Consider the following 19338-nt stretch of genomic DNA (forward strand, 5'->3'; position numbering starts at 1 on the left):
ACCTATGGCGCTTACTAAAGCTGAAATGTCAGAATACCTGTTTGAGAAGCTCGGGCTGAGCAAACGGGATGCCAAAGAGCTAGTCGAGCTGTTTTTTGAAGAAGTTCGTCGCGCTTTGGAAAATGGCGAGCAGGTCAAGTTGTCAGGTTTTGGCAATTTTGATTTGCGAGACAAGAACCAACGTCCGGGGCGTAACCCAAAAACTGGCGAAGATATTCCGATTACGGCGCGCCGTGTGGTCACGTTCCGTCCGGGGCAAAAGCTAAAAAGCAGGGTAGAGAACGCCTCTCCCAAAGAGTAACAGTGTCACCCAAAAAGGCCGCGCAAGCGGCCTTTTCCTATCTATACACTTTTCACTTTATCAGCGTCATTGTCTGCTGATGCAGCATGCCGCGCGGCTAAACGAACGGTTCGTTCGGTTGCCATCTTTGGCGATGTTTCTCTTTTGGGGTAATCCGGCACTGGTCGATGATCGTCAATTAAATGGCGTATTGCCAGAATCGGGTGACGTAGCAACATCCGTGGTCCCGACCAGCGCATAATCGCTTTGATCGCCTCGCGTTTTGCGGGTTGGTAGCAGTGAATAGGGCAATGCTTACACGCGGGTTTATCTTCACCGAAATGACAACGCTCCAGACGTTTGATGGCGTAGCTGAATAAGTCCTTATACTGTGCACTCGCTCCGGTTTCAGGGTGATGTTTTTCATACAAATCGATCATCAATCCGACGGTACGGATCTCCCGCTGTCGATATTTTCCCAGGGGTTTTCTCGCCATGTTCGTCATGTCCTGATGAAATCACAATAGGTGTATTTTAAATGCAATTTATTGCAAGGGAAACCACTGAAGTCACATCTATGTTTATATGTTTAAAAGGAAGAGGAAAAAGGCGAGGTGGACCCTCGCCGAAAGTAGGTAATCAGGCCTGACCGAACTGTGCCTGATGCAATCTGGCATAGATACCACTTTGTTCCAGCAGCGTTTGATGGCTACCTTGCTCAATGATACTGCCGTTATCCACCACCACAATGCGTCCCGCGTTCTGTATGGTTGCGAGTCTGTGGGCGATGATTAACGTGGTACGGCCCGTGGAAAGCTCACTGAGCGACTGCTGTATCGCCTGCTCCGTTGCTGTATCCAGTGCGGATGTCGCCTCGTCTAGAATCAATATCGGCGGGTTTTTCAGGAAAATACGCGCAATAGACAAACGCTGTTTTTGCCCGCCGGACAGCTTAACGCCGCGTTCGCCGACCACCGTATCCAGCCCTTCAGGTAAATTCTCGATCAACTCATCTAACCGGGCTCGTCGTGCGGCTTCCATGATTTCCCCGTCGTTGGCGCCGAGTTTACCGTAAGCGATATTTTCCCTAATGGTGCCGCCGAACAGGAAGACATCCTGTTGTACGATACCGATTTGGCTACGTAACGATGCCTGCGTCATCTGGCGGATATCCATGCCGTCAATGGTGATGGCACCATGGGTTAAATCGTAGAAACGGGGTAGCAGAGAACAAAGCGTGGTTTTGCCTGCACCGGATGGGCCGACAAACGCCACAGTTTCCCCCGCGCGAATCGACAGGTCGATATTGCGTAGAATCGGGCGATCGGCGGAGTAGCCAAAGCTTACCTGATTAAACTGGATGTCACCTTTCAACGGACCGGCATCACGCGCATTAGGTGCATCGGTAATTTCAGGAACCGTATCGATCAGCTGAGTAAAGCGCTTGAATCCCGCAATGCCCTTGGGATAGCTCTCTAGCACGGAGGTAATTTTGGCGACCGGGCGGAAGAATACTTCAATCAGCAGCAGGAAGCCGATAAAACCGCCATAGGTGAGTTCGCCCTGAATGACATACCAAATACCGGCTAGCATCACGATAAGCTGTATCAGGCGCGTACTGAGGTAGCTAAGCGTCATGCTGGCTGTCATGATGCGATAGGCTTGCAATTTAGTACGACGGTAGTTTTCGTTATCGTGAGAGAACAATTTCTTCTCATGGGCTTCATTGGCAAACGCTTTAACAACGCGGATACCGCCTACGCTCTCTTCGATTCGGGCGTTGAAGTTACCCACTTGACCGAAGAGTTGGCGCCAGGTTTCCGTCATGCGTGCGCCATAGCGGCTGACGAGATACCCCATGAAAGGCACGATAACAATCGTCAACAGCGCCAGGTTCAGGTGAACCGTTGCCATCAGAATGAATGCACCAATAAACGTCATGATAGCGAGGAAGAGGTCTTCTGGGCCGTGGTGGGCGATTTCACCAACTTCTTCCAGATCTTTGGTAACGTGAGTGATGATATGCCCGGTCTTCATATTGTCGTAGTAACGGAACGGCAAATTTTGCAGATGCTCAAACGCCTGTCGCCGCATGTCGGTTTCAATCCCCACGCCCAGCGCATGTCCCCAATAGTTGACGATGGCCATCAGTGCGGTATTTAGCAGATAGACCGCCAATAGCGCCACCGACGCTAACAGGATCAGAGACCAATCCTGAGCTGGCAACAGTTTGTCGATGAACGCTTTAATCGCCATCGGAAACCCTAGTTCAAGCAGACCAGCGATAATGGCGCAGCCAAAATCGAGGACGAATAACCCTTTGTAAGGGGAATAGTAAGAAAAGAAACGCCTTAACATGTATGACTTTTTAGGTAACGAAATGTGAAGGTGACTATAACAGGTTAGCGAGAGGAATGTGACCGCGGGCAGATTAAGGTTTTTATTGGCTGGGAAGCCCAGCCGAAAACGGATCAGCGTGTGGACGACCGTGTCGCATACCAGCAGAGCAGTGAGCCTATTGTGACCATTGCGACGCCTTGCCAGAATGAAAGGGCGGGCGTGATGTTGAGCCAGATTGCCGCCAGCAATGTAGAAAGCACGGGCGTAAAGTAAGAGGCGGTTGCCAGCAAGGTCAGATTGCCATATTGAATACCGGCATTCCATGCTGAATAGGCCAATGCGGCTGAAGCACCCATAAAGATCAATTCCAGCGAACTTGGCAATGTTAATGAAATTGGCCCTTCGGCACTGAAGGAATACTGAATCCATAACACGAGCGAAGCGATGAAAAAGAACAGCGATACACCACTTTTTCCTTGCCCGTAACGCTTGGTGATATTGCAGTATAGCGCCCAGGTCAAGGCCGCAGAAAACGCTAGGCTGTAGGCTAACGGGTTAGCAAGAATGTTGTTCCACAGTAGCTCTGGCGTCCAGTCACTTTCCCCTTTCATAATCCACACAATGCCGCCCAGCGAGAGCGCAAGGCCGGGCCAAAGTAGAAAGCGGCTTTTCTGCTGATTGATAAAAAGAGAAAAGAGTATGGTCAAACTGGGCCATAAATAGTTAATCATTCCGATTTCCATCGCCTGCATACGGCTATCGGCTAATCCGATGGACAGGGACAGAAATATTTCATAGCAAACGAATAATGCGCCGCCCGCGAACAAATAGATTCTGGGTAACGTTTTAATGCGTGGTAGACCATAAAAGATCAGGAGACACAACGTGCTGGTGGAGTAAATCATCGCTGCGCCGCCAAGAGGGCCTAGCACTTCGGTCAGGCTACGAATAAGCCCAACGGATGTGCTCCATAGGACGATAGCCAGTAGGCCCGTGAGTGTGGCGCGCTGTGGCGTCATGTTTATACCCGTCATGCTTCACGTTGCCTGTACGTTGGTTTTTCTGCTACTCGAATGATGAAGAGATCGATGAAGAGTGCGCAGAAGGAATTAATAGCAAGCCGGACGCCATTATCCGCGTCCGGTGATGTTCATTGCGATGGTTTACTGCCAGAAGTCATCAAAAACAGTAATGGGGGGGTGACGCTTGTGTTCGGTTTTGCGATACCAGTTTTCGATAATGGCTGCATCATTAGCATCGATCTGTTGGCCTTCCAGATAATCGTCGATCTTTTCATAGGTGACGCCCAATGCGACTTCATCGGGGAGCGAGGGGCGGTCTTCTTCCAGATCTGCGGTTGGGGCTTTGGTATAAAGATGAGAAGGGCAGCCAAGTTCGCGCAGCAGCGCTTTACCCTGACGCTTATTCAGTCGGAAAATCGGATTGATATCGGTACCGCCATCACCGTACTTGGTGAAAAAACCCGTTACCGCTTCCGCCGCATGGTCGGTACCCACAACAAGCCCGGCATTCATGCCTGCGATGCTGTACTGCGCCTTCATGCGTTCTCTGGCTTTCTCGTTGCCTTTTACAAAATCGGAAAGCTCCACGCCAATGGCACGTAAGGTGGCTTCACTGGCCTCGATAGCGGGCTTGATATTTACGGTTAATACGCGGTCAGGTTGGATAAAGGCGATGGCATCCTGGCAGTCAGCTTCATCAGCCTGCACGCCGTAAGGCAGTCGAACGGCGATGAACTGATAGCGAGAATTTCCGGTTTCATTACGTAATTCCGTGATAGCCGTCTGGCACAGCTTTCCTGTCAACGTAGAATCCTGACCGCCGCTGATGCCCAAAACTAACGACGTAACGAACGGGTGAGCATTCAGATAATTCTTTAAAAAATCAACGCTAACACGGATTTCCTGTGCTGGATCGATGCTACTTTTCACACCCAACGCAGTGATAATGTCGTTTTGTAATGACATGCCATCTCCCTCCTGAACCTATTGATACTGCAAAAGAATTATTACGATTGCTTGAGTGTAAAACGAATCGGCGTGAAGAAAAAGGACAAGCTGTCAGGTAGTCGTTTTCCCTATAGATAACCCGTTTTAGACTATCGGCCAATATGTTACATACCCGTGTTATGATTTGAAAAAGTGGTCGCAGCCGACTAGCCTTAGTGTGACCCATTAATAATGAGGTGATGAGATGAAGAATAACAGATTACTGATGTGTATTGCGGCAGCAGGTGCTGTCATGTTGGCGGGATGTTCGGCTTATAACAAAGCAGAAAGCTATGTCAATGAGCCTGTGGTGAAAGATGTGAAAGTGGGAATGACGAAGCAGCAGGTGCATCAACTCGCAGGCAGCGGAATGGAAAAACGGCTGGTGAATGCCAAGGGAACCTGTAGTGATTATCTGCTGAAAAACCGCGATGGGACTGCGCAGAACTATTTCGTGAGTTACAACGACACGGGACATGTTCTCAATAAAGGTTTCCAGACCTGCCAGGCTTATGACACAAATCCACAGCGCTAAGTAGCCTGATTGCTCGAAATTGTCATCAAAAAGAGCATGTGAATATGTGATAAATAAAAAAACGCCGACAGCACCAGCCGTCGGCGTTTTCTTTTATGCGGCAAGCGCGGCTTAGCGGTGTGTCAACTCCGCGTCATCCTGTGCGTTGAAAACCGTTTTATCCGTTTGCTTCATCAACTGGCTGGTGACGGTACCGGCTGTCATCGAGCCGCTAACGTTAAGCGCAGTACGGCCCATATCGATAAGCGGTTCAATGGAGATCAGCAACGCGACGAGGGTCACTGGCAGCCCCATCGCGGGCAGGACGATTAACGCGGCAAAGGTTGCGCCGCCGCCCACACCGGCCACACCGGCAGAACTGATGGTGACGATACCTACCAGCGTCGCGATCCAAACAGGATCCAACGGGTTGATTCCCACCGTAGGTGCGACCATCACAGCCAGCATCGCCGGGTAAAGCCCTGCACACCCGTTCTGACCGATGGTGGTACCGAAAGAAGCCGCAAAGCTGGCGATAGATTGCGGTACGCCAATACGGCGTGTTTGTGCCTCAATGCTGAGAGGGATCGTTGCGGCGCTGGAGCGGCTGGTAAACGCGAATGTCAGTACTGGCCATACTTTGCGATAAAAACGCGCTGGATTGATACCCGTGAAAGACAGGATCAATGCATGGACACCGAACATAATCGCCAGTCCCAGATAGGACGCGACAACGAAGCTGCCCAACTTGAGGATATCTTGCAAGTTAGAGCTGGCGACCATTTTGGTCATTAGCGCCATAACACCATAAGGTGTCAACTTCATCACCAGACGAACAAGTTTCATCACCCAGGATTGCAGTGTGTCAATCGCGGTTAACACACGTTCGCCTTTCACTGCGTCATCTTTCAGCAGTTGTAGCGCAGCAACGCCAAGGAAAGCGGCGAAGACGACGACACTGATAATAGACGTTGGGTTTGCACCGGTCAGTTCCGCAAACGGGTTTTTAGGAATGAATGACAGGATAAGCTGAGGAACGTTAAGGTCGGCGACTTTACCGGCATAGTTGCTTTCAATCGCCGTTAATCTCGCGGTTTCCTGCGCACCCTGCACGAGTCCGGTTGCCGTCAAACCAAACAGGTTGGTGACAAAAACGCCGACCAACGCAGAGATCAGCGTGGTAATCAGCAGAGTAGACAGCGTCAAGACGCTGATTTTCCCCAATGATGAGGCATTATGCAGTTTGGCAACGGAATTAAGGATGGAAATAAATACCAGCGGCATCACGATCATTTGTAATAGCTGCACATAGCCATTACCGACGATGTTAAACCATGAGATTGACTGCTTAACAACCGGGTTGTCACCGCCATAAATCAGATGCAGCACCAGACCAAATAACACCCCAACAACCAACCCTAACAACACTTTTTTCGCCAGACTCCAGGATGGGTTGCGACTGGCGTAACCTAATCCGAGTAGTAATGCGACAAATAGCAGAATATTTATGAGTAGCGGAAAATTCATCCGGCTTTGCTCCCTATCAGTGAATCGCTTTGCGTCACACTATCCACGGGTGTGCAATAACGCACAGTGCCGTAAGCGACAGCACGATCTTTCGCGATAAAAAATAACAAAGACGCACAGAATAACAGTTCTTTTGCCATCATGTTACAGAGATATGTCTGACGGCGACCAACGCTGTTATTTCATGTATTGAAAGAGGTACGTTTGTGCCGACTGGAAAAAGCGAAATGATTGCTCGTAGGTGCAGCAATCCAAATTTTTTTGCGGTTGATACAGTGAAAAGCCGATGCAGGCAATACACAGAAAGCGTTCTAATTGGTTACCTTTTTGACTGTTTAAAATCGGCAACCGGAAACGCCACCGGCAGGGCCAGAGCAGGGGGACACCGGAGGGGGTCAACATATCAGCGAGAATGTGGCTTAGATAGCCGACAATCATGGCATGGTAGGCATCCGTCGGAATCGGCCAATCTTGCGGCAGACGCGTCTGAATAAAAAAAATACCCGCGGCGATAGCAAGAAAACTGTGGGTAAAACCTCGATGTCCAAAGAGGCGGGCGATCGGCACGGAAAGCCACTTCAGGCGTTGTCCGAGAACGGATTTTGGGTGATCGATGTCAGGCAGCAGCGCGGTAAGGAGTGCTCCGGGGATAATGTGCCACCAGTCTCCGGCAGCCAGCGCTGGCGATAGCTCAACTTTTTTAGCCAGAATCGCACAGGCGACAGAAAACAGCAGGTGTCCTTCCGCAGTCATGAAACTTCTCAAATAAAACTGTTATTTTATACAGTATAAGAGATTATCCCTGCCTGCGGAAGCGGTGACGGCGTAACGATTTATTTCGGTTACGGTGTTCGCTATACCTTTTATGGCGCGGCTTTCGGCGATTCGTTGCTTGCAGGCAACGCGCGCAGCCAGTTATCCAACAGTTGAGGCCAAGCAGCGGCAGGAAGCCCCTTAGTACCGCGTAGACCAAAACCGTGTTTACCTTTCTCAAAGAGATGCATTTCTACCGGAATCTGCTTTGCCCGCAGCGCGCTAAACATCACTAGGCTGTTATCAACTGACACTGACGGATCGTCAACCGCATGTACCAAAAACGTGGGGGGCGTCTGATCGGTAACCTGCTTCTCAGGAGAATAGCGCACCACTTGTGCTTCCGCGGGTTGCTCGCCGATTAACTGTTTGCGCGAACCGGCGTGCGCAATATCCGCCTGCATAGAAATAACGGGGTACATCAGCACCATAAAGTCAGGGCGTGCGCTGACGCTATCAACGGTGTCCATAGCGGGGTAAACGGACTGTGCGAATCGAGTTCCAAGGCTGGCAGCAACGTGACCACCCGCAGAGAATCCCATGATACCGATGCGCTGTGGGTTAATGTGCCACTTTTCGGCGTTGGCTCTCAGGGTTCTGATGGCGCGCTGGGCATCGGCTAGCGGGGCGTCAGCGCCTTCTTTATGGCCTTCACCGGGCATGCGATAAGTCATCACGAAAAGGGTGTAGCCCTGTTGATTAAAGAAAGGTGCTAGATCGCTGCCTTCTTTGTCCAGCACGACGCGTTGGTAAGAACCGCCTGGAGTAATGAGCAATGCCATGCCATTAGGTTTCTCTGCCTGATAAACGGTAATTTCAGGGCTTCTAATGCCCGTTGCGGCTCGATCGGGAAGAGATGGATCTTTACTCCGTTCGACCACTTGTGGTTGTGCGGTTGAAGAAGAGGCACCTGGTGCTTCACCGTGTGGCCAAACAGGAAAAACAGGTTGGGCGTAACTTAATCCATTTACAGACATCATAATGGCCCCGACAAGCAGAGAACGAACAATCATGATAGATCACCTGACAAAGGGAATGAGGAGGGAGTCGTTGGACGGTGGTAAAAAATAGGGTAGCCATCACATCGGAGAAAAAATGACCACCCTGAACCGCAAATCTTAATAAAGAAATAACATTCATACACGAAGAGGGTAAATCAGACACAGCAATTCCAACTGCTAAAACACATGTTGCTAAATCAGATATAACAAAGAAACGTAACTAACCTGCTGAACCTACGACGGACATCATAATAAAGGGATGTTAATGATAAAAATGAAACTGAATAAATCGATTAACAATAACATCCCTTTTGCCAACTAATAACGCTTATTTAAATAACAAGACCATTATTAGAAGCTGTACTGCACACCAACACGGTAACGAGTTTGACGCTCGTCGGTATTCTTATCGCCGACAACGTTACCAACTGCCATATAAGGCTTCCAGTTTTTGTCTAACTTATAAGCCAGTTTGACATCGTGTTCGATCTTCCAGTTTTCTTTGTCTGCTTGAAAACCGCTCGGTCCTGCTTTGTTGGCTTTTTTGTAGTCCAATTCGTAATCAATCTGATAATCTTTCAGGAATTTGTAGCTAACAACGGCTGTTAAATTATAACCCGTTTCTTGGGTATAGTTGCTTGCTCCAGTTTTATTCGTATTCCCGCTTTTTCTTAAATAATAAGGACGATAGCGAAGGGAAGTTGACAAATCGTCAGTAATATTTACTTTACCACGCAGGTAAGGGCGGTAGTTGTTGGAATCAGAGCTTGAATCTAAAGAGAAACCTGGTTCCAGAGAGAAGGTTTTGTTGAAGTTGTAAACATAGCTGGCGACAACTTCAGTGCCATTGCTGACGGTTTCATTAAATGGCTTATTCGGTGTATTGTCAGAACCGGATTGTTTCCATTTTGCTTCAGCAGATAAACCGAAACCATTAGCGAAACGGTGAGACATTGAAAGACGATCTTTATGGTCGTTTTTGACAGTGTCTTGCATTTCATGACGATAATCAATTGTTACGGCCATTGCATTTACACTAATTAATGACGTAACAGCCAGAGCTAATAATTTAAATTTCATTGTTATATTCCCTATTGGTTAGGATGTCGCTTAATAAAAAACACGCATTATGCTTTTTGGGACAAGTTCTATTCTATTTATTATTAAATTACGTTCTGTGATCGAGATCGGTTTGAGTAACAAAAAGTAAAATGGGGTTTCAAATTGTGAGGGAGATCGAATTGAATATAGCGGGTGTTTTAATTTAAATGAAAAATCCCTGCCGGCAGTGCGGCAGGGATGAATTACAGGATAAATCGAGTACTACATTATTTCATTGCACGTTTCAGAATACGCTCTGATTGACGCTGGAAATATTTCGCTGCGTCTTCAACCGATTTCTGACCGTAATCGATAGACTGGATGGTATCACCAAACAGAGAAACGATTTGTGGGTCGTCGAAATAAGGAGAAACAGCAACGTCATGTGGCAGAGACAGCGCCAGCTTCAACCCGGCAACAGCTGGAGCATCATCTTTGATGACGCCATCAGCAGTCAACTGAGCCACTGCTGCTTTACTCAACGGTACACCACGTTCCAGACCCAGAGCCTGAGCACCTTCTTTGCTGTTCAGCAGGAAGTTGATCAGCTGAGCAGACTCTTTAGGATGCTTGGTTGACTTACCAATAGACAGCATCTGTGCAGGTTTGAAGAATAAACCAGAGTCTTTCGCGCCTGGCAGCATTGGGTAGTTACCCAATTCCAGTTTTGCTGGTGGTTGCAGGTTGTCAGAGTACTTGGTAATAGTGGAGTTCCACATGTAAGTACCAGACCATTCACCATTGATCCATGGCTTCATTTCATACATGTTGCTCTTACCGAAAGACGCATAGTATTTCGCATCAGGCATGACATGGCTGTCGATCAATTTCTTATACATGCCAAAGAATTCAACCCATTGTGCATCGGTATAGGCGAATTTCTGACTTTTTACATCAATAGCTGGAATGTTGTATTTCTGAACCATGTAAGAGTTCAGCAGTGCCAGAGAATCCTGATGCTCCAACACGATAGGGTAGTATTGGTCGCCCAGTTTTTCTTTGAACACTTTACCGGCAGTCAACAACTCGTCCCACGTCTTAGGATATTCCAGACCTGCTTTTTTCCAGCTTTCGGTGTTGAAATAGAACACGCGAGCGGTAACAGAGATTGGAATACCATTCAGTTTGCCGTTAACTGTGGTGTTTTGCAGTTCTTTTGCATCGAACTGGGTCAGATCCAGAGAATCTTTAACCTTGTTCAGATCGTAAAAACCATCGCCGTTTTTGGAGAAAATCGGCAGCCAGTTCCAGTTGGTCTGCATCACATCTGGCTCAGTGTTACCGGCAATCTGTGTTGTCAGACGAGACAGGTGACCATCCCACCCGGTGTATTCCGCTTTCACTGTGATGTCTGGGTGCTGCTTATGGAACTCTTCAATTGCCTTGAGCGTCTGTTGGTGACGGCTGTTGCCGCCCCACCAGGACATTCTCAACTCAACCTGATCGGCTGCCAGAGATGGCATTGCAACTAATGCCAAAGATGAAGCTATTAACGTGTGTAGGATCGCTTTTTTCATCGGTTACTACTCCTGTTAAAGAGAGATATTTTTTTCTGTTTTTGCATCAAAAATATGGCATTTTTCCATGTCGAACTGGAAATATACCGGACGATGCAGTCCCTTCTCGATAATCAGCCGACCTTCGTCATAAGGAATGCGGCTGGTTAATTCAAAGCCATCGACTTTAATGTACATAAAGAATTCGTGACCCATGTTTTCTACGCGAACCAGTTCACCCTGTGAGTGGTTGCCTTCAAATGGCGTATCTGACACGGAAACATAGTCTGGGCGAACACCGAAGAATACGTCTTGTCCTACATAGCTACGGACTTTGTCTTGCTTCTCGCTGTTCAATACCAGCGCGTTATTACCCACAACAACGCCAATCTGACCGTCTTTCTCGACCAGTTTGCACGGCTTAATGTTCATTTCTGGTGAGCCAATGAAGCCAGCAACGAACATGTTGACTGGGAAGTGGTACAGGTTATCCGGCGTATCGACCTGCATGATGTGACCGAGTTTCATCACGCAGATACGGTCACCCATGGTCATGGCTTCAGTCTGGTCGTGGGTAACATATACCGTCGTTGCCGCTTTACCGCTTTTCTTCAACTGCTTATGCAGGTCAGAAATACGGATACGCATGGAAGCACGCAGTTTGGCATCCAGGTTAGATAACGGTTCGTCAAACAGGAACACATCCGGCTTTTTAACGATGGCGCGCCCTACGGCCACACGCTGTGCCTGACCACCAGACAGCTGGCGTGGCAGACGATCCATTAGGTCTTCCAGTTCCAGAATTTTGGAAGCTTCAGCGACCTGCGCTTCAATTTGCTCTTTAGGCATTTTGCTCAGTTTCAGACCAAACGCCAGGTTCTCTTTTACCGTCATGTGAGGGTAGAGGGCGTAGTTCTGGAACACCATGGCAATCCCGCGATCTTTCGGCACCAGATTGTTAACAACGCGCTCACCGATACGTACTTCACCGCCGCTGATGGTTTCCAGACCCGCCAGCATACGCAGCGTAGTGGATTTCGCACAGCCAGACGGGCCGACGATAACCATGAATTCACCGTCTTTAATCGTCAGGTCGATGCCGTGAACGGCTTTGAAACCGTTGGAGTATACTTTTTCCAATTTATTGAAAATAACTTCAGCCATGATAAATCCTCTATTAACCTTTAATTCCGCTGCTGGTCACGCCTTGTACGAAGTAACGCTGTGCCAGGAAGAAAACAATAATGGATGGCAGAATGGAGATGCTGGACATGGCCAGGATTTCATTCCACGGAGCGCCTTCAGTAACGTCGATAGACATTTTCAGCGCCAGCGCAATCGGATATTTATCCACGCTATAGACATAAATCAGCGGACCGATGAAGTCGTTCATTGACCACATGAACTGGAACAGCGCAACAGAGATGATGGCTGGTTTCAAAATCGGTACGACCACATACCACAGTACCTGGAAGGAGTTACAGCCATCGATCTGGGCCGCTTCTTCCATATCACGTGGTACACCACGCAGGAACTGGATCAGCATGAACACAAAGAACCCTTGTGTTGCAAACGCCAGCGGTAAGTACAGTGGCAGATAGCTGTTCAACATGCCCATTTCGCGGAACATGAGGTACTGCGGAATCAACAGTACGGTGCTTGGCAATAGCATGGTGGTGATCAGTGTCGCAAACCAGAAGCCCTTCCACGGAATGTCAAAGCGAGCGAAGCCATAAGCCACAATCACCGAGGAAATAACGGTCAGAGCCACTTTCGGAATCACGTACTGGAAAGTGTTAATCATGTAGTGACCGAAATTGTATTCCGTACCGGTTTTCCAACCGTTAACGAAACCGTCCCATGTGGCGTGTTCTGGCCACAGGCCTAGTGTCGTGAAGATCTCATTGTTCGGTTTGAACGAGGCTGAGAACATCCACGCCAGTGGGTAAAGCATCAGTAAACCAACGAACAGCAGTATCACGTAACGGATAACGGCACTGATTTTTTCTTTACGCAGCGTGCGGCGTACTTCTGCAGCAGCAATTTCTTGTGCTGTAGTCAGGTTTGAATGCATGTCAGCCATTTTTTCCTCCTTTATCAGCGGAGTAGAACACCCAGTATTTCGACGACTTAAAGGAGATCGACGCAAATACTGCAACAACCAGGAACAGAACCCATGCTAACGCAGCACCATAGCCCATATCGAAATACTTGAACGCCGTATCATAGATATAGAGCGAGAACAGGTAGGTGTAGTGCGTTGGACCGCCGCCGGTAATGACGTAAGGTGCCGTAAACTCCTGGAATGCCTGGGTGGTCTGCATGATAAAGTTAAAGAAAATAACGGGTGTAATTAGCGGTACTGTTACTTTCAGGAACATTTGCCATTTGGATGCACCGTCGATCATGGCGGCTTCATACTGTGATTGCGGAACGTTCTGCAATGCAGCCAGGAAGATAACCATCGCGGAACCGAACTGCCATACGCGCAGCAGGGTTACCGACATCAGTGCCAGCGAAGGTTCACCCAGCCAGTTGATGGCGTCAAAGCCAAACACGCCGAGGAAGCTGTTTAACAAACCATCGATGGCGAACAGTGCACGCCACAAAACGGCGATTGCCACGCTGCTGCCCAGAATAGAAGGCACATAGTAAGCAGTACGGAAGAAACCGATACCACGTAATTTGAAATTAAGTACAAACGCAATTAACAGCGCGAAGATTAATTTCAGTGGAATGGTCAGAAATACATAGGCAAAGGTGACGCCCATTGATTTCCAAAAGAGATCATCCTCCAGGAACATGCGGTGATAGTTTTCTAGCCCCGTAAATTCAGGTGGATTTATCAAATCATACTCAGTAAAACTGAGGATAAATGACGAAACAAAGGGGAAAGCGGTAAAAACTATCAGCCCTATAATATAGGGGGAGATATAGGCTAACCCCAGCATTCTGTTTTCATTCATAATGCTTACCTATTTGTAATTGTGAATCATTAAAAAAATATAAAATTAAGCCGTTAATAACTCTGGATAAATTAACTCCACGTCATAAACAATTCTATTTTCCCCGTTAACGCAAAAATCACCGTGAACATATCCACCTTGCGTCAAGAACGGTGGAATAGCGTTTAATTTGTTGCGACAAGCGGCAACGAAAGTCAGTAAAGCCAGCGGATAAGTATCATCCAGACGAACATAACGATGCTGTGCAGAGCGAACAAACAAGCCACGATGGAAATGTTGTTCAAACAGAACGCCAGCCAGCTGCGCGGCGTAATGTGCCCAGGATTCTGATTGCTTGTGATCGGCCAGTTCGATAACGGTCAACAAAAGCAGCGGACTGGCGATGTGCTGAATGTCTTCTTTATTCAGCCGTGTCAGCATGGTGTTAACCAGTGCGTACAGATCTTCATCACCACTCAAACGATAAGCGCGAACCAGCGGTAATAAATAATCACCTTCTAATGCGAACGGTTTTAGTTCCATTCCCGCTTTGCCGTAATAGCCATCGCGTTTAAAGCGGTAGCCTGTCATGTCTTGGCCGTTGTTCCACATCGGGCGCAACGTATTGCTGGTGACATCGTAGGCGTACTGATAGTAATTTTTTAACCCTGAAATAACCCAGTTCAGCATTTCTGCATCAGGCTGCGTGCGGAGGATATCCAGCATCGCCAGCGGGTTATCAATCAGCAGTGGACGCATATCGCGGAACAGCACATTGGCTTCACGCGCGATTTCACCGAACTCTGGACCAAACTGGCGTTGAGCACGATCGCCAAACCAGGACTGCGTCTGGTTATCGTCTTCCGGTACCGGTTGACGCTGCTGTGGTGAACTGAATTGATATACCGGCATACCGGTTTCTGGGTTGCGCGCCAGAACGTATTGGCGGTAAAGGTGTTTACCCCATGCTGCAGCATGGCTATCGCCCGTGTACTCTGCATATTTGAACGCGGCGTAAATCAGGTCTGTGCCAGCATTAACAAACGTCAGTCCTTTTGTTAACGGCAGAACGGGCCACTGTGCTGGATCGACGACATCATGGCGAGCATGCAGGAAAACATTAGGATCGCGTTTTTTGCTGTAATCGCCATGACGACCCAGATCCAGAGAATCCCAGTCTTCAACGTGCGCGTTCCAGAAACCCTGAAAGAAGTTCAGCGTCTTTTCCGCATTAACACGATGCAACAGCGCGTAATAGGGTAGGTGATGTTTTAATTCATGCACCTGAGCTTTGGATTCTGGCCCTTCGCCTTCCAGCGTATCCAGATTAATAAAGCGGTGACCGCCCCAGTAGAACAGGCCGCTATTATCATCAACGAAGTGATCCAGGAAATATTCGCTTTGTGCGATAGCGTGCTGTTGGTAACTATCATCACCCGTAACGACGCTCATGGCGCACAGTGTTCTTAGCCAATTCTGCTGGCTGGCAAAATTAGAAATAGGTGCGCTGTGCCCATCTGGGAATTGCCATACGGCTGGCGCATAATTTTCCACATCAAAACCATCAGCCAATAATTGCGTTGGTTTACTTTGGCTGCGGCCTTTTTCCTGAACGCAGGCTATATGGCTATCTAGTGCTGCAACCCATTCGTCGAGCTGCGATTTCCTGCTGGTGTATAAGTTTTCAAAAATACTCATGGAGTACCTTCTTATGGAACCGTGTGAACAGTTCCTTATAAATAGAAACACTGTTTTGATTGATTATATTGCGCTATTAACCTTGTCGTCATGCACGCAATCTCGAAAGTGTGATCAAAGTCGGAACGTTGTTTTGATTTTTTTTAAGAAAGGATTTTGGCAGGAGAAAGAATGATGAAAAATGAAATAAGAAATTGAAAAATAAATAAAAAGCACAACCTAAATTGTGCTTTTTATCGAAAATTGGCGAAACGCCGCTAAGAAAAATTACACTTAGCGAGCCAGCCAACCACCATCAACGGCAATTGTGTAGCCATTAATGTAATCAGATGCGCTGGATGCCAGGAAGACGGATGGGCCCATCAGGTCCTGCGGTAAACCCCAACGGCCAGCCGGGATACGATCCAGAATCTCTTTGCTGCGGTCTTCATCGGCGCGCAGTTGCTGAGTATTGTTGGTTGCCATGTATCCTGGAGCGATGGCGTTAACGTTGATGCCGTGTTTTGCCCACTCGTTAGCCAGCAGACGGGTTACACCCATTACTGCGCTTTTTGATGCGGTATAAGAAGGCACGCGGATACCGCCCTGGAAGGACAGCATAGACGCGATGTTGATAATCTTGCCGCCTTTACCTTGTTTGATGAACTGGCGCGCAACGGTCTGAGACATAAAGAAAACACTCTTAATGTTCAGGTTCATGACGTCGTCCCAGTTTTTCTCGCTGAAATCGATCGCGTCTTCACGACGGATGATACCGGCGTTGTTGACCAGAATGTCAACGTGGCCAAATTCAGCAACGGCTTTTTCTACCAGCTCGGCATGACCAGACACGTTGCTCATGTCAGCGGTCAGGCTGAGGAAACGGCGTCCCAGTGCAGTGACTTTTTCGATAGTATCTTTCGGTTCAACGATGTTGACGCCGACGATATCACAACCAGCTTGCGCCAGACCGATAGCCATACCCTGACCCAGACCCGTATCACAACCTGTGATAAGAGCAACTTTACCTTGCAAATCAAAAGAATTTAAAATCATAGCTGTAATCTCTCTGTAAGCGACAATACTTAGTCGTTAGCTGTTACTGTAGGGAACACCGGTAATTCCGGTTGAAAGCGATTAACGTAACTCGCTAACCTTGACGTGATCCATGTCACCGAAAACTTGATTCTCGCCAACCATGCCCCAGATAAAGGTGTAGCGTCTGGTGCCAACACCGGAATGAATCGACCAGCTCGGTGACATCACCGCCTGCTCATTTTTTATCACTATGTGACGGGTTTCCTGCATTTGTCCCATCATCCATCATTCCTGGCGAAAGCGCCGGGCGAAACAGATGATGCCGCGTGGCAGTGACAACGTCACCTGTTCCTCAACATGCCCGGTTCTTTCTTGTTATGCGGGATGATAGTTTGGATGGGATGTGAATTCAATAAAAATGAAATAATGTTTTATTTATTTCTTGAGGGCCGTCATGGTTTTGCTTATTTTATGTTTCTTCTGGTACTGATGTGGCTAAAATGTCGCAATCCATAGCCATACATTCATTGTCGTGCACGGTTTGTTGACGCAATAGAAGGTATGGGCAATAAAAGCGTTAGAGGAGAGATGATGATGAGAAGATATTTTATTGATGATGAAACGCCATGGGAAGAACTGGGCGGTGGCATTAAGCGTAAAATCATGACCTGGAGCGATGAGCTGATGATGGTTTACGTGCACTTTGATAAAGGTGCAATTGGTACGCCGCACTTCCATGAGATTCACGATCAGATTGCTTATGTTGCCGCTGGCAGCTTTGAAGTTGTGATCGAAGGTGAGAAACGTATCCTGAAAACGGGCGACGCCTATCTGGCGGTGAAACACGAGATGCACGGTGTGGTTTCGCTTGAAGACGGTAGCGTACTGATCGATGCTTTCTCGCCTAAGCGAGCTGATTTCCTGTAATTCCTCAAAGCGTGGCCGGGATATACGTCGGCCACGCTTTCGTCATATCCTGCGACATCTGCTTTTCTATTCTTCTTATTCCTACATCTACACTAAATGTTCAGCAGTCAGTTGATTCAGAGAATCCAACTGATAGTCAGCCAGCACCCAGCGTGCGTCAGCGCGAAACTCAGCCTGTGGAATAACGATGGAACGCATGCGTGCTGCTTTGGTTGCGATCATGCCATTCACCGAATCTTCCAATGTCACGCATTGCGCAGGAGATACGCCGAGTCCGTTTGCTGCATTCAAATACACTTCGGGGTGAGGCTTACTGTATGGCAGTGCCTCGGCAGACATCAGGACATCAAAATAGTGCTCCAGATTAAACATACGCAGTACCTGCTGCTGCATGTGGAGCGGCGAAGCTGAAGCGAGTCCAATCTTGAGATTCTGTTCACGACACAGTTGCAGCGCATGTTCGACGCCAGGCAGAAGAGGACGCTGCTCGGCAACGAGTTCGATGGCGCGATCGATAATACGTCGGACAACTTCATCCCGACTTGGAGTAGTCCAGGGAGAATGCTGATACCAGAGCTCGACAACCATATCGATGCGTAAACCCAGCGTATCTTTCATTGCGTGTCGTAACGAAATATCTACGCCCAGTGAGGCGATAACCTCCAACTCGGCCTTATCCCACAATGGTTCTGAGTCGATCAGCAGCCCATCCATATCGAAAATTGCCGCGCGTATAGAAGAATTAAAGGACATACCACTTGCTCCGTCAGCAAAGAAAAAGAAAATTTAAGGGTAAACTATACCCTAATAAATCGAGTTGCAGGACAAAACGCTAGCGTTTGGAACAACGCGAAGTGTTGGCTCGTCAGGGCGAGGCTATGGAAGGACTGCGTAATACAGTTAACACACGTTGCGTGAAGTATGGCGGGTATAACGTTGCTATTGTGGCTTATCAAGCGGCGTGGGAGATAAAGTATTGACTGCTCCCAAACTTACAGTAGGCTACCCGTCGTACTAAAACGATACATTACTAATGTTGCGTCGCTAAGAAGGGGTTCTCATGACGTATCAACAGGCTGGCCGTATTGCCGTCGTTAAACGCATTGCCGGATGGATCCTTTTTATTCCTGCGCTGCTTTCAACGCTCGTCTCGCTGGCTAACTATCTCTACGCTTATACCCAGAAAAAACAGGGCATCGATGCTGTTCTTCTGGATTTTCTGCATCTAATGGTCGACATGGTGCGCTTTAATACGTCTTTCCTGAACATTTTTTGGTACAACTCGCCAGTACCGGATTTTACGCGTTTTTTCAGTGCGGCGACGCTGATGTTTTGGCTGATCTACATCCTGATTTTCATTGGCCTGGCATTGCAGGTATCGGGGGCTCGGATGTCTCGTCAGGCGAAGGCAATTCGGGAAGGTATTGAAGATCAACTGATTTTAGAGAAGATGAAAGGTGATGCAGGAAACACGCGTGAGACGCTGGAGTCTCGAGTTGTGGTTCCTGGGCACACGATTTTTGTGCAATTCTTTCAGCTTTACATCCTGCCGGTGATTATCGCGGGTGCTGGCTACATGGTATTACGCCTACTCGGGTTGCCAGTCTGAATGACGGTCTGGCGCAACTTTTTGCGCCAGATGCTGAAACACCCTACCTGTCTTAGATCAA

19 protein-coding genes and 1 pseudogene are annotated in these 19338 nt (G+C 48.1%); 4 read left to right on the plus strand and 16 right to left on the minus strand.

What is annotated here, in order from left to right; translation table 11 throughout:
- Window positions 1-4: 4 nt before the first annotated feature.
- On the plus strand, window positions 5-301 hold the full coding sequence (gene ihfA / locus A0G03_RS00685) for an integration host factor subunit alpha (protein ID WP_009112984.1): 297 nt from the start codon (window positions 5-7) through the stop codon (window positions 299-301).
- A gap of 41 nt (window positions 302-342) precedes the next feature.
- Here the strand turns inward: ihfA and A0G03_RS00690 are convergent, their stop codons facing one another.
- From A0G03_RS00690 to nadE, 4 genes are all read right to left on the minus strand, one after another.
- On the minus strand, window positions 343-777 hold the full coding sequence (locus A0G03_RS00690; RefSeq protein ID WP_072062032.1) for a nitrous oxide-stimulated promoter family protein: 435 nt from the start codon (window positions 775-777) through the stop codon (window positions 343-345).
- A gap of 142 nt (window positions 778-919) precedes the next feature.
- Complete coding sequence (locus tag A0G03_RS00695; protein ID WP_048260341.1) at window positions 920-2638, minus strand: ABC transporter ATP-binding protein; 1719 nt, start codon at window positions 2636-2638, stop codon at window positions 920-922.
- 113 nt (window positions 2639-2751) lie between these two features.
- A complete protein-coding gene (gene yddG, locus A0G03_RS00700; RefSeq protein WP_048260595.1) occupies window positions 2752-3639 on the minus strand; it encodes an aromatic amino acid DMT transporter YddG in 888 nt (295 codons plus the stop codon).
- 144 nt (window positions 3640-3783) lie between these two features.
- Window positions 3784-4608 (minus strand): ammonia-dependent NAD(+) synthetase, encoded by an 825-nt coding sequence (nadE, locus tag A0G03_RS00705; RefSeq protein ID WP_048260339.1) that lies wholly within the window; start codon window positions 4606-4608, stop codon window positions 3784-3786.
- Window positions 4609-4834: 226 nt separating this feature from the next.
- Here nadE and osmE point away from each other — a divergent pair, with 226 nt between their 5' ends.
- The gene (gene osmE, locus A0G03_RS00710) at window positions 4835-5164 is read left to right on the plus strand and encodes an osmotically-inducible lipoprotein OsmE (RefSeq protein WP_048260337.1); all 330 of its coding nucleotides are present in this window, start codon (window positions 4835-4837) and stop codon (window positions 5162-5164) included.
- 111 nt (window positions 5165-5275) lie between these two features.
- Here osmE and A0G03_RS00715 read toward each other — a convergent pair whose 3' ends face one another.
- From A0G03_RS00715 to A0G03_RS00765, 11 genes and pseudogenes are all read right to left on the minus strand, one after another.
- Window positions 5276-6670, minus strand: coding sequence for an L-cystine transporter (locus A0G03_RS00715; RefSeq protein WP_048260334.1), 1395 nt, complete (start codon window positions 6668-6670; stop codon window positions 5276-5278).
- Between the two features lie 177 nt (window positions 6671-6847).
- Window positions 6848-7423 carry a metal-dependent hydrolase gene (locus tag A0G03_RS00720; RefSeq protein ID WP_048260332.1) on the minus strand — a complete coding sequence of 192 codons (576 nt, stop codon included), beginning with the start codon at window positions 7421-7423 and terminating at the stop codon, window positions 6848-6850.
- Window positions 7424-7533: 110 nt separating this feature from the next.
- Complete coding sequence (paeX, locus tag A0G03_RS00725; protein WP_048260330.1) at window positions 7534-8496, minus strand: pectin acetylesterase PaeX; 963 nt, start codon at window positions 8494-8496, stop codon at window positions 7534-7536.
- A gap of 339 nt (window positions 8497-8835) precedes the next feature.
- Window positions 8836-9564, minus strand: a complete 729-nt coding sequence (locus tag A0G03_RS00730) for an oligogalacturonate-specific porin KdgM family protein (protein ID WP_039472925.1) — start codon at window positions 9562-9564, stop codon at window positions 8836-8838.
- A gap of 248 nt (window positions 9565-9812) precedes the next feature.
- Window positions 9813-11102, minus strand: a complete 1290-nt coding sequence (locus A0G03_RS00735; protein WP_048260327.1) for an ABC transporter substrate-binding protein — start codon at window positions 11100-11102, stop codon at window positions 9813-9815.
- Between the two features lie 15 nt (window positions 11103-11117).
- Window positions 11118-12245, minus strand: coding sequence for an ABC transporter ATP-binding protein (locus A0G03_RS00740; RefSeq protein ID WP_048260325.1), 1128 nt, complete (start codon window positions 12243-12245; stop codon window positions 11118-11120).
- A gap of 13 nt (window positions 12246-12258) precedes the next feature.
- Window positions 12259-13164, minus strand: coding sequence for a carbohydrate ABC transporter permease (locus A0G03_RS00745; protein ID WP_048260323.1), 906 nt, complete (start codon window positions 13162-13164; stop codon window positions 12259-12261).
- A complete protein-coding gene (locus A0G03_RS00750) occupies window positions 13157-14047 on the minus strand; it encodes a carbohydrate ABC transporter permease (protein ID WP_005968854.1) in 891 nt (296 codons plus the stop codon). The genes A0G03_RS00745 and A0G03_RS00750 overlap by 8 nt, the downstream gene beginning before the upstream one ends.
- A 45-nt stretch (window positions 14048-14092) precedes the next feature.
- Entirely contained in the window at window positions 14093-15724 is a 1632-nt protein-coding gene (pelW, locus tag A0G03_RS00755; RefSeq protein ID WP_048260320.1) for a pectate disaccharide-lyase PelW, read from the minus strand.
- A 273-nt stretch (window positions 15725-15997) separates the two neighbouring features.
- On the minus strand, window positions 15998-16759 hold the full coding sequence (gene kduD, locus A0G03_RS00760; RefSeq protein ID WP_048260318.1) for a 2-dehydro-3-deoxy-D-gluconate 5-dehydrogenase KduD: 762 nt from the start codon (window positions 16757-16759) through the stop codon (window positions 15998-16000).
- An 81-nt stretch (window positions 16760-16840) separates the two neighbouring features.
- Window positions 16841-17023, minus strand: a pseudogene (locus tag A0G03_RS00765) (5-deoxy-glucuronate isomerase); the annotation flags it as partial.
- A 312-nt stretch (window positions 17024-17335) separates the two neighbouring features.
- Here A0G03_RS00765 and A0G03_RS00770 point away from each other — a divergent pair.
- Window positions 17336-17668 carry a cupin domain-containing protein gene (locus tag A0G03_RS00770; RefSeq protein WP_048260592.1) on the plus strand — a complete coding sequence of 111 codons (333 nt, stop codon included), beginning with the start codon at window positions 17336-17338 and terminating at the stop codon, window positions 17666-17668.
- 87 nt (window positions 17669-17755) lie between these two features.
- On the opposite strand, the gene hxpB is transcribed toward A0G03_RS00770, so the two are convergent.
- Window positions 17756-18421, minus strand: coding sequence for a hexitol phosphatase HxpB (gene hxpB, locus A0G03_RS00775; protein ID WP_048260314.1), 666 nt, complete (start codon window positions 18419-18421; stop codon window positions 17756-17758).
- 307 nt (window positions 18422-18728) lie between these two features.
- On the opposite strand from hxpB, the gene A0G03_RS00780 reads away from it, so the two are divergent.
- Window positions 18729-19277, plus strand: a complete 549-nt coding sequence (locus tag A0G03_RS00780) for a YniB family protein (RefSeq protein WP_048260312.1) — start codon at window positions 18729-18731, stop codon at window positions 19275-19277.
- Window positions 19278-19338 lie beyond the last annotated feature (61 nt).

This window comes from Pectobacterium peruviense (assembly GCF_002847345.1).
GTDB classification, from domain to species: domain Bacteria; phylum Pseudomonadota; class Gammaproteobacteria; order Enterobacterales; family Enterobacteriaceae; genus Pectobacterium; species Pectobacterium peruviense.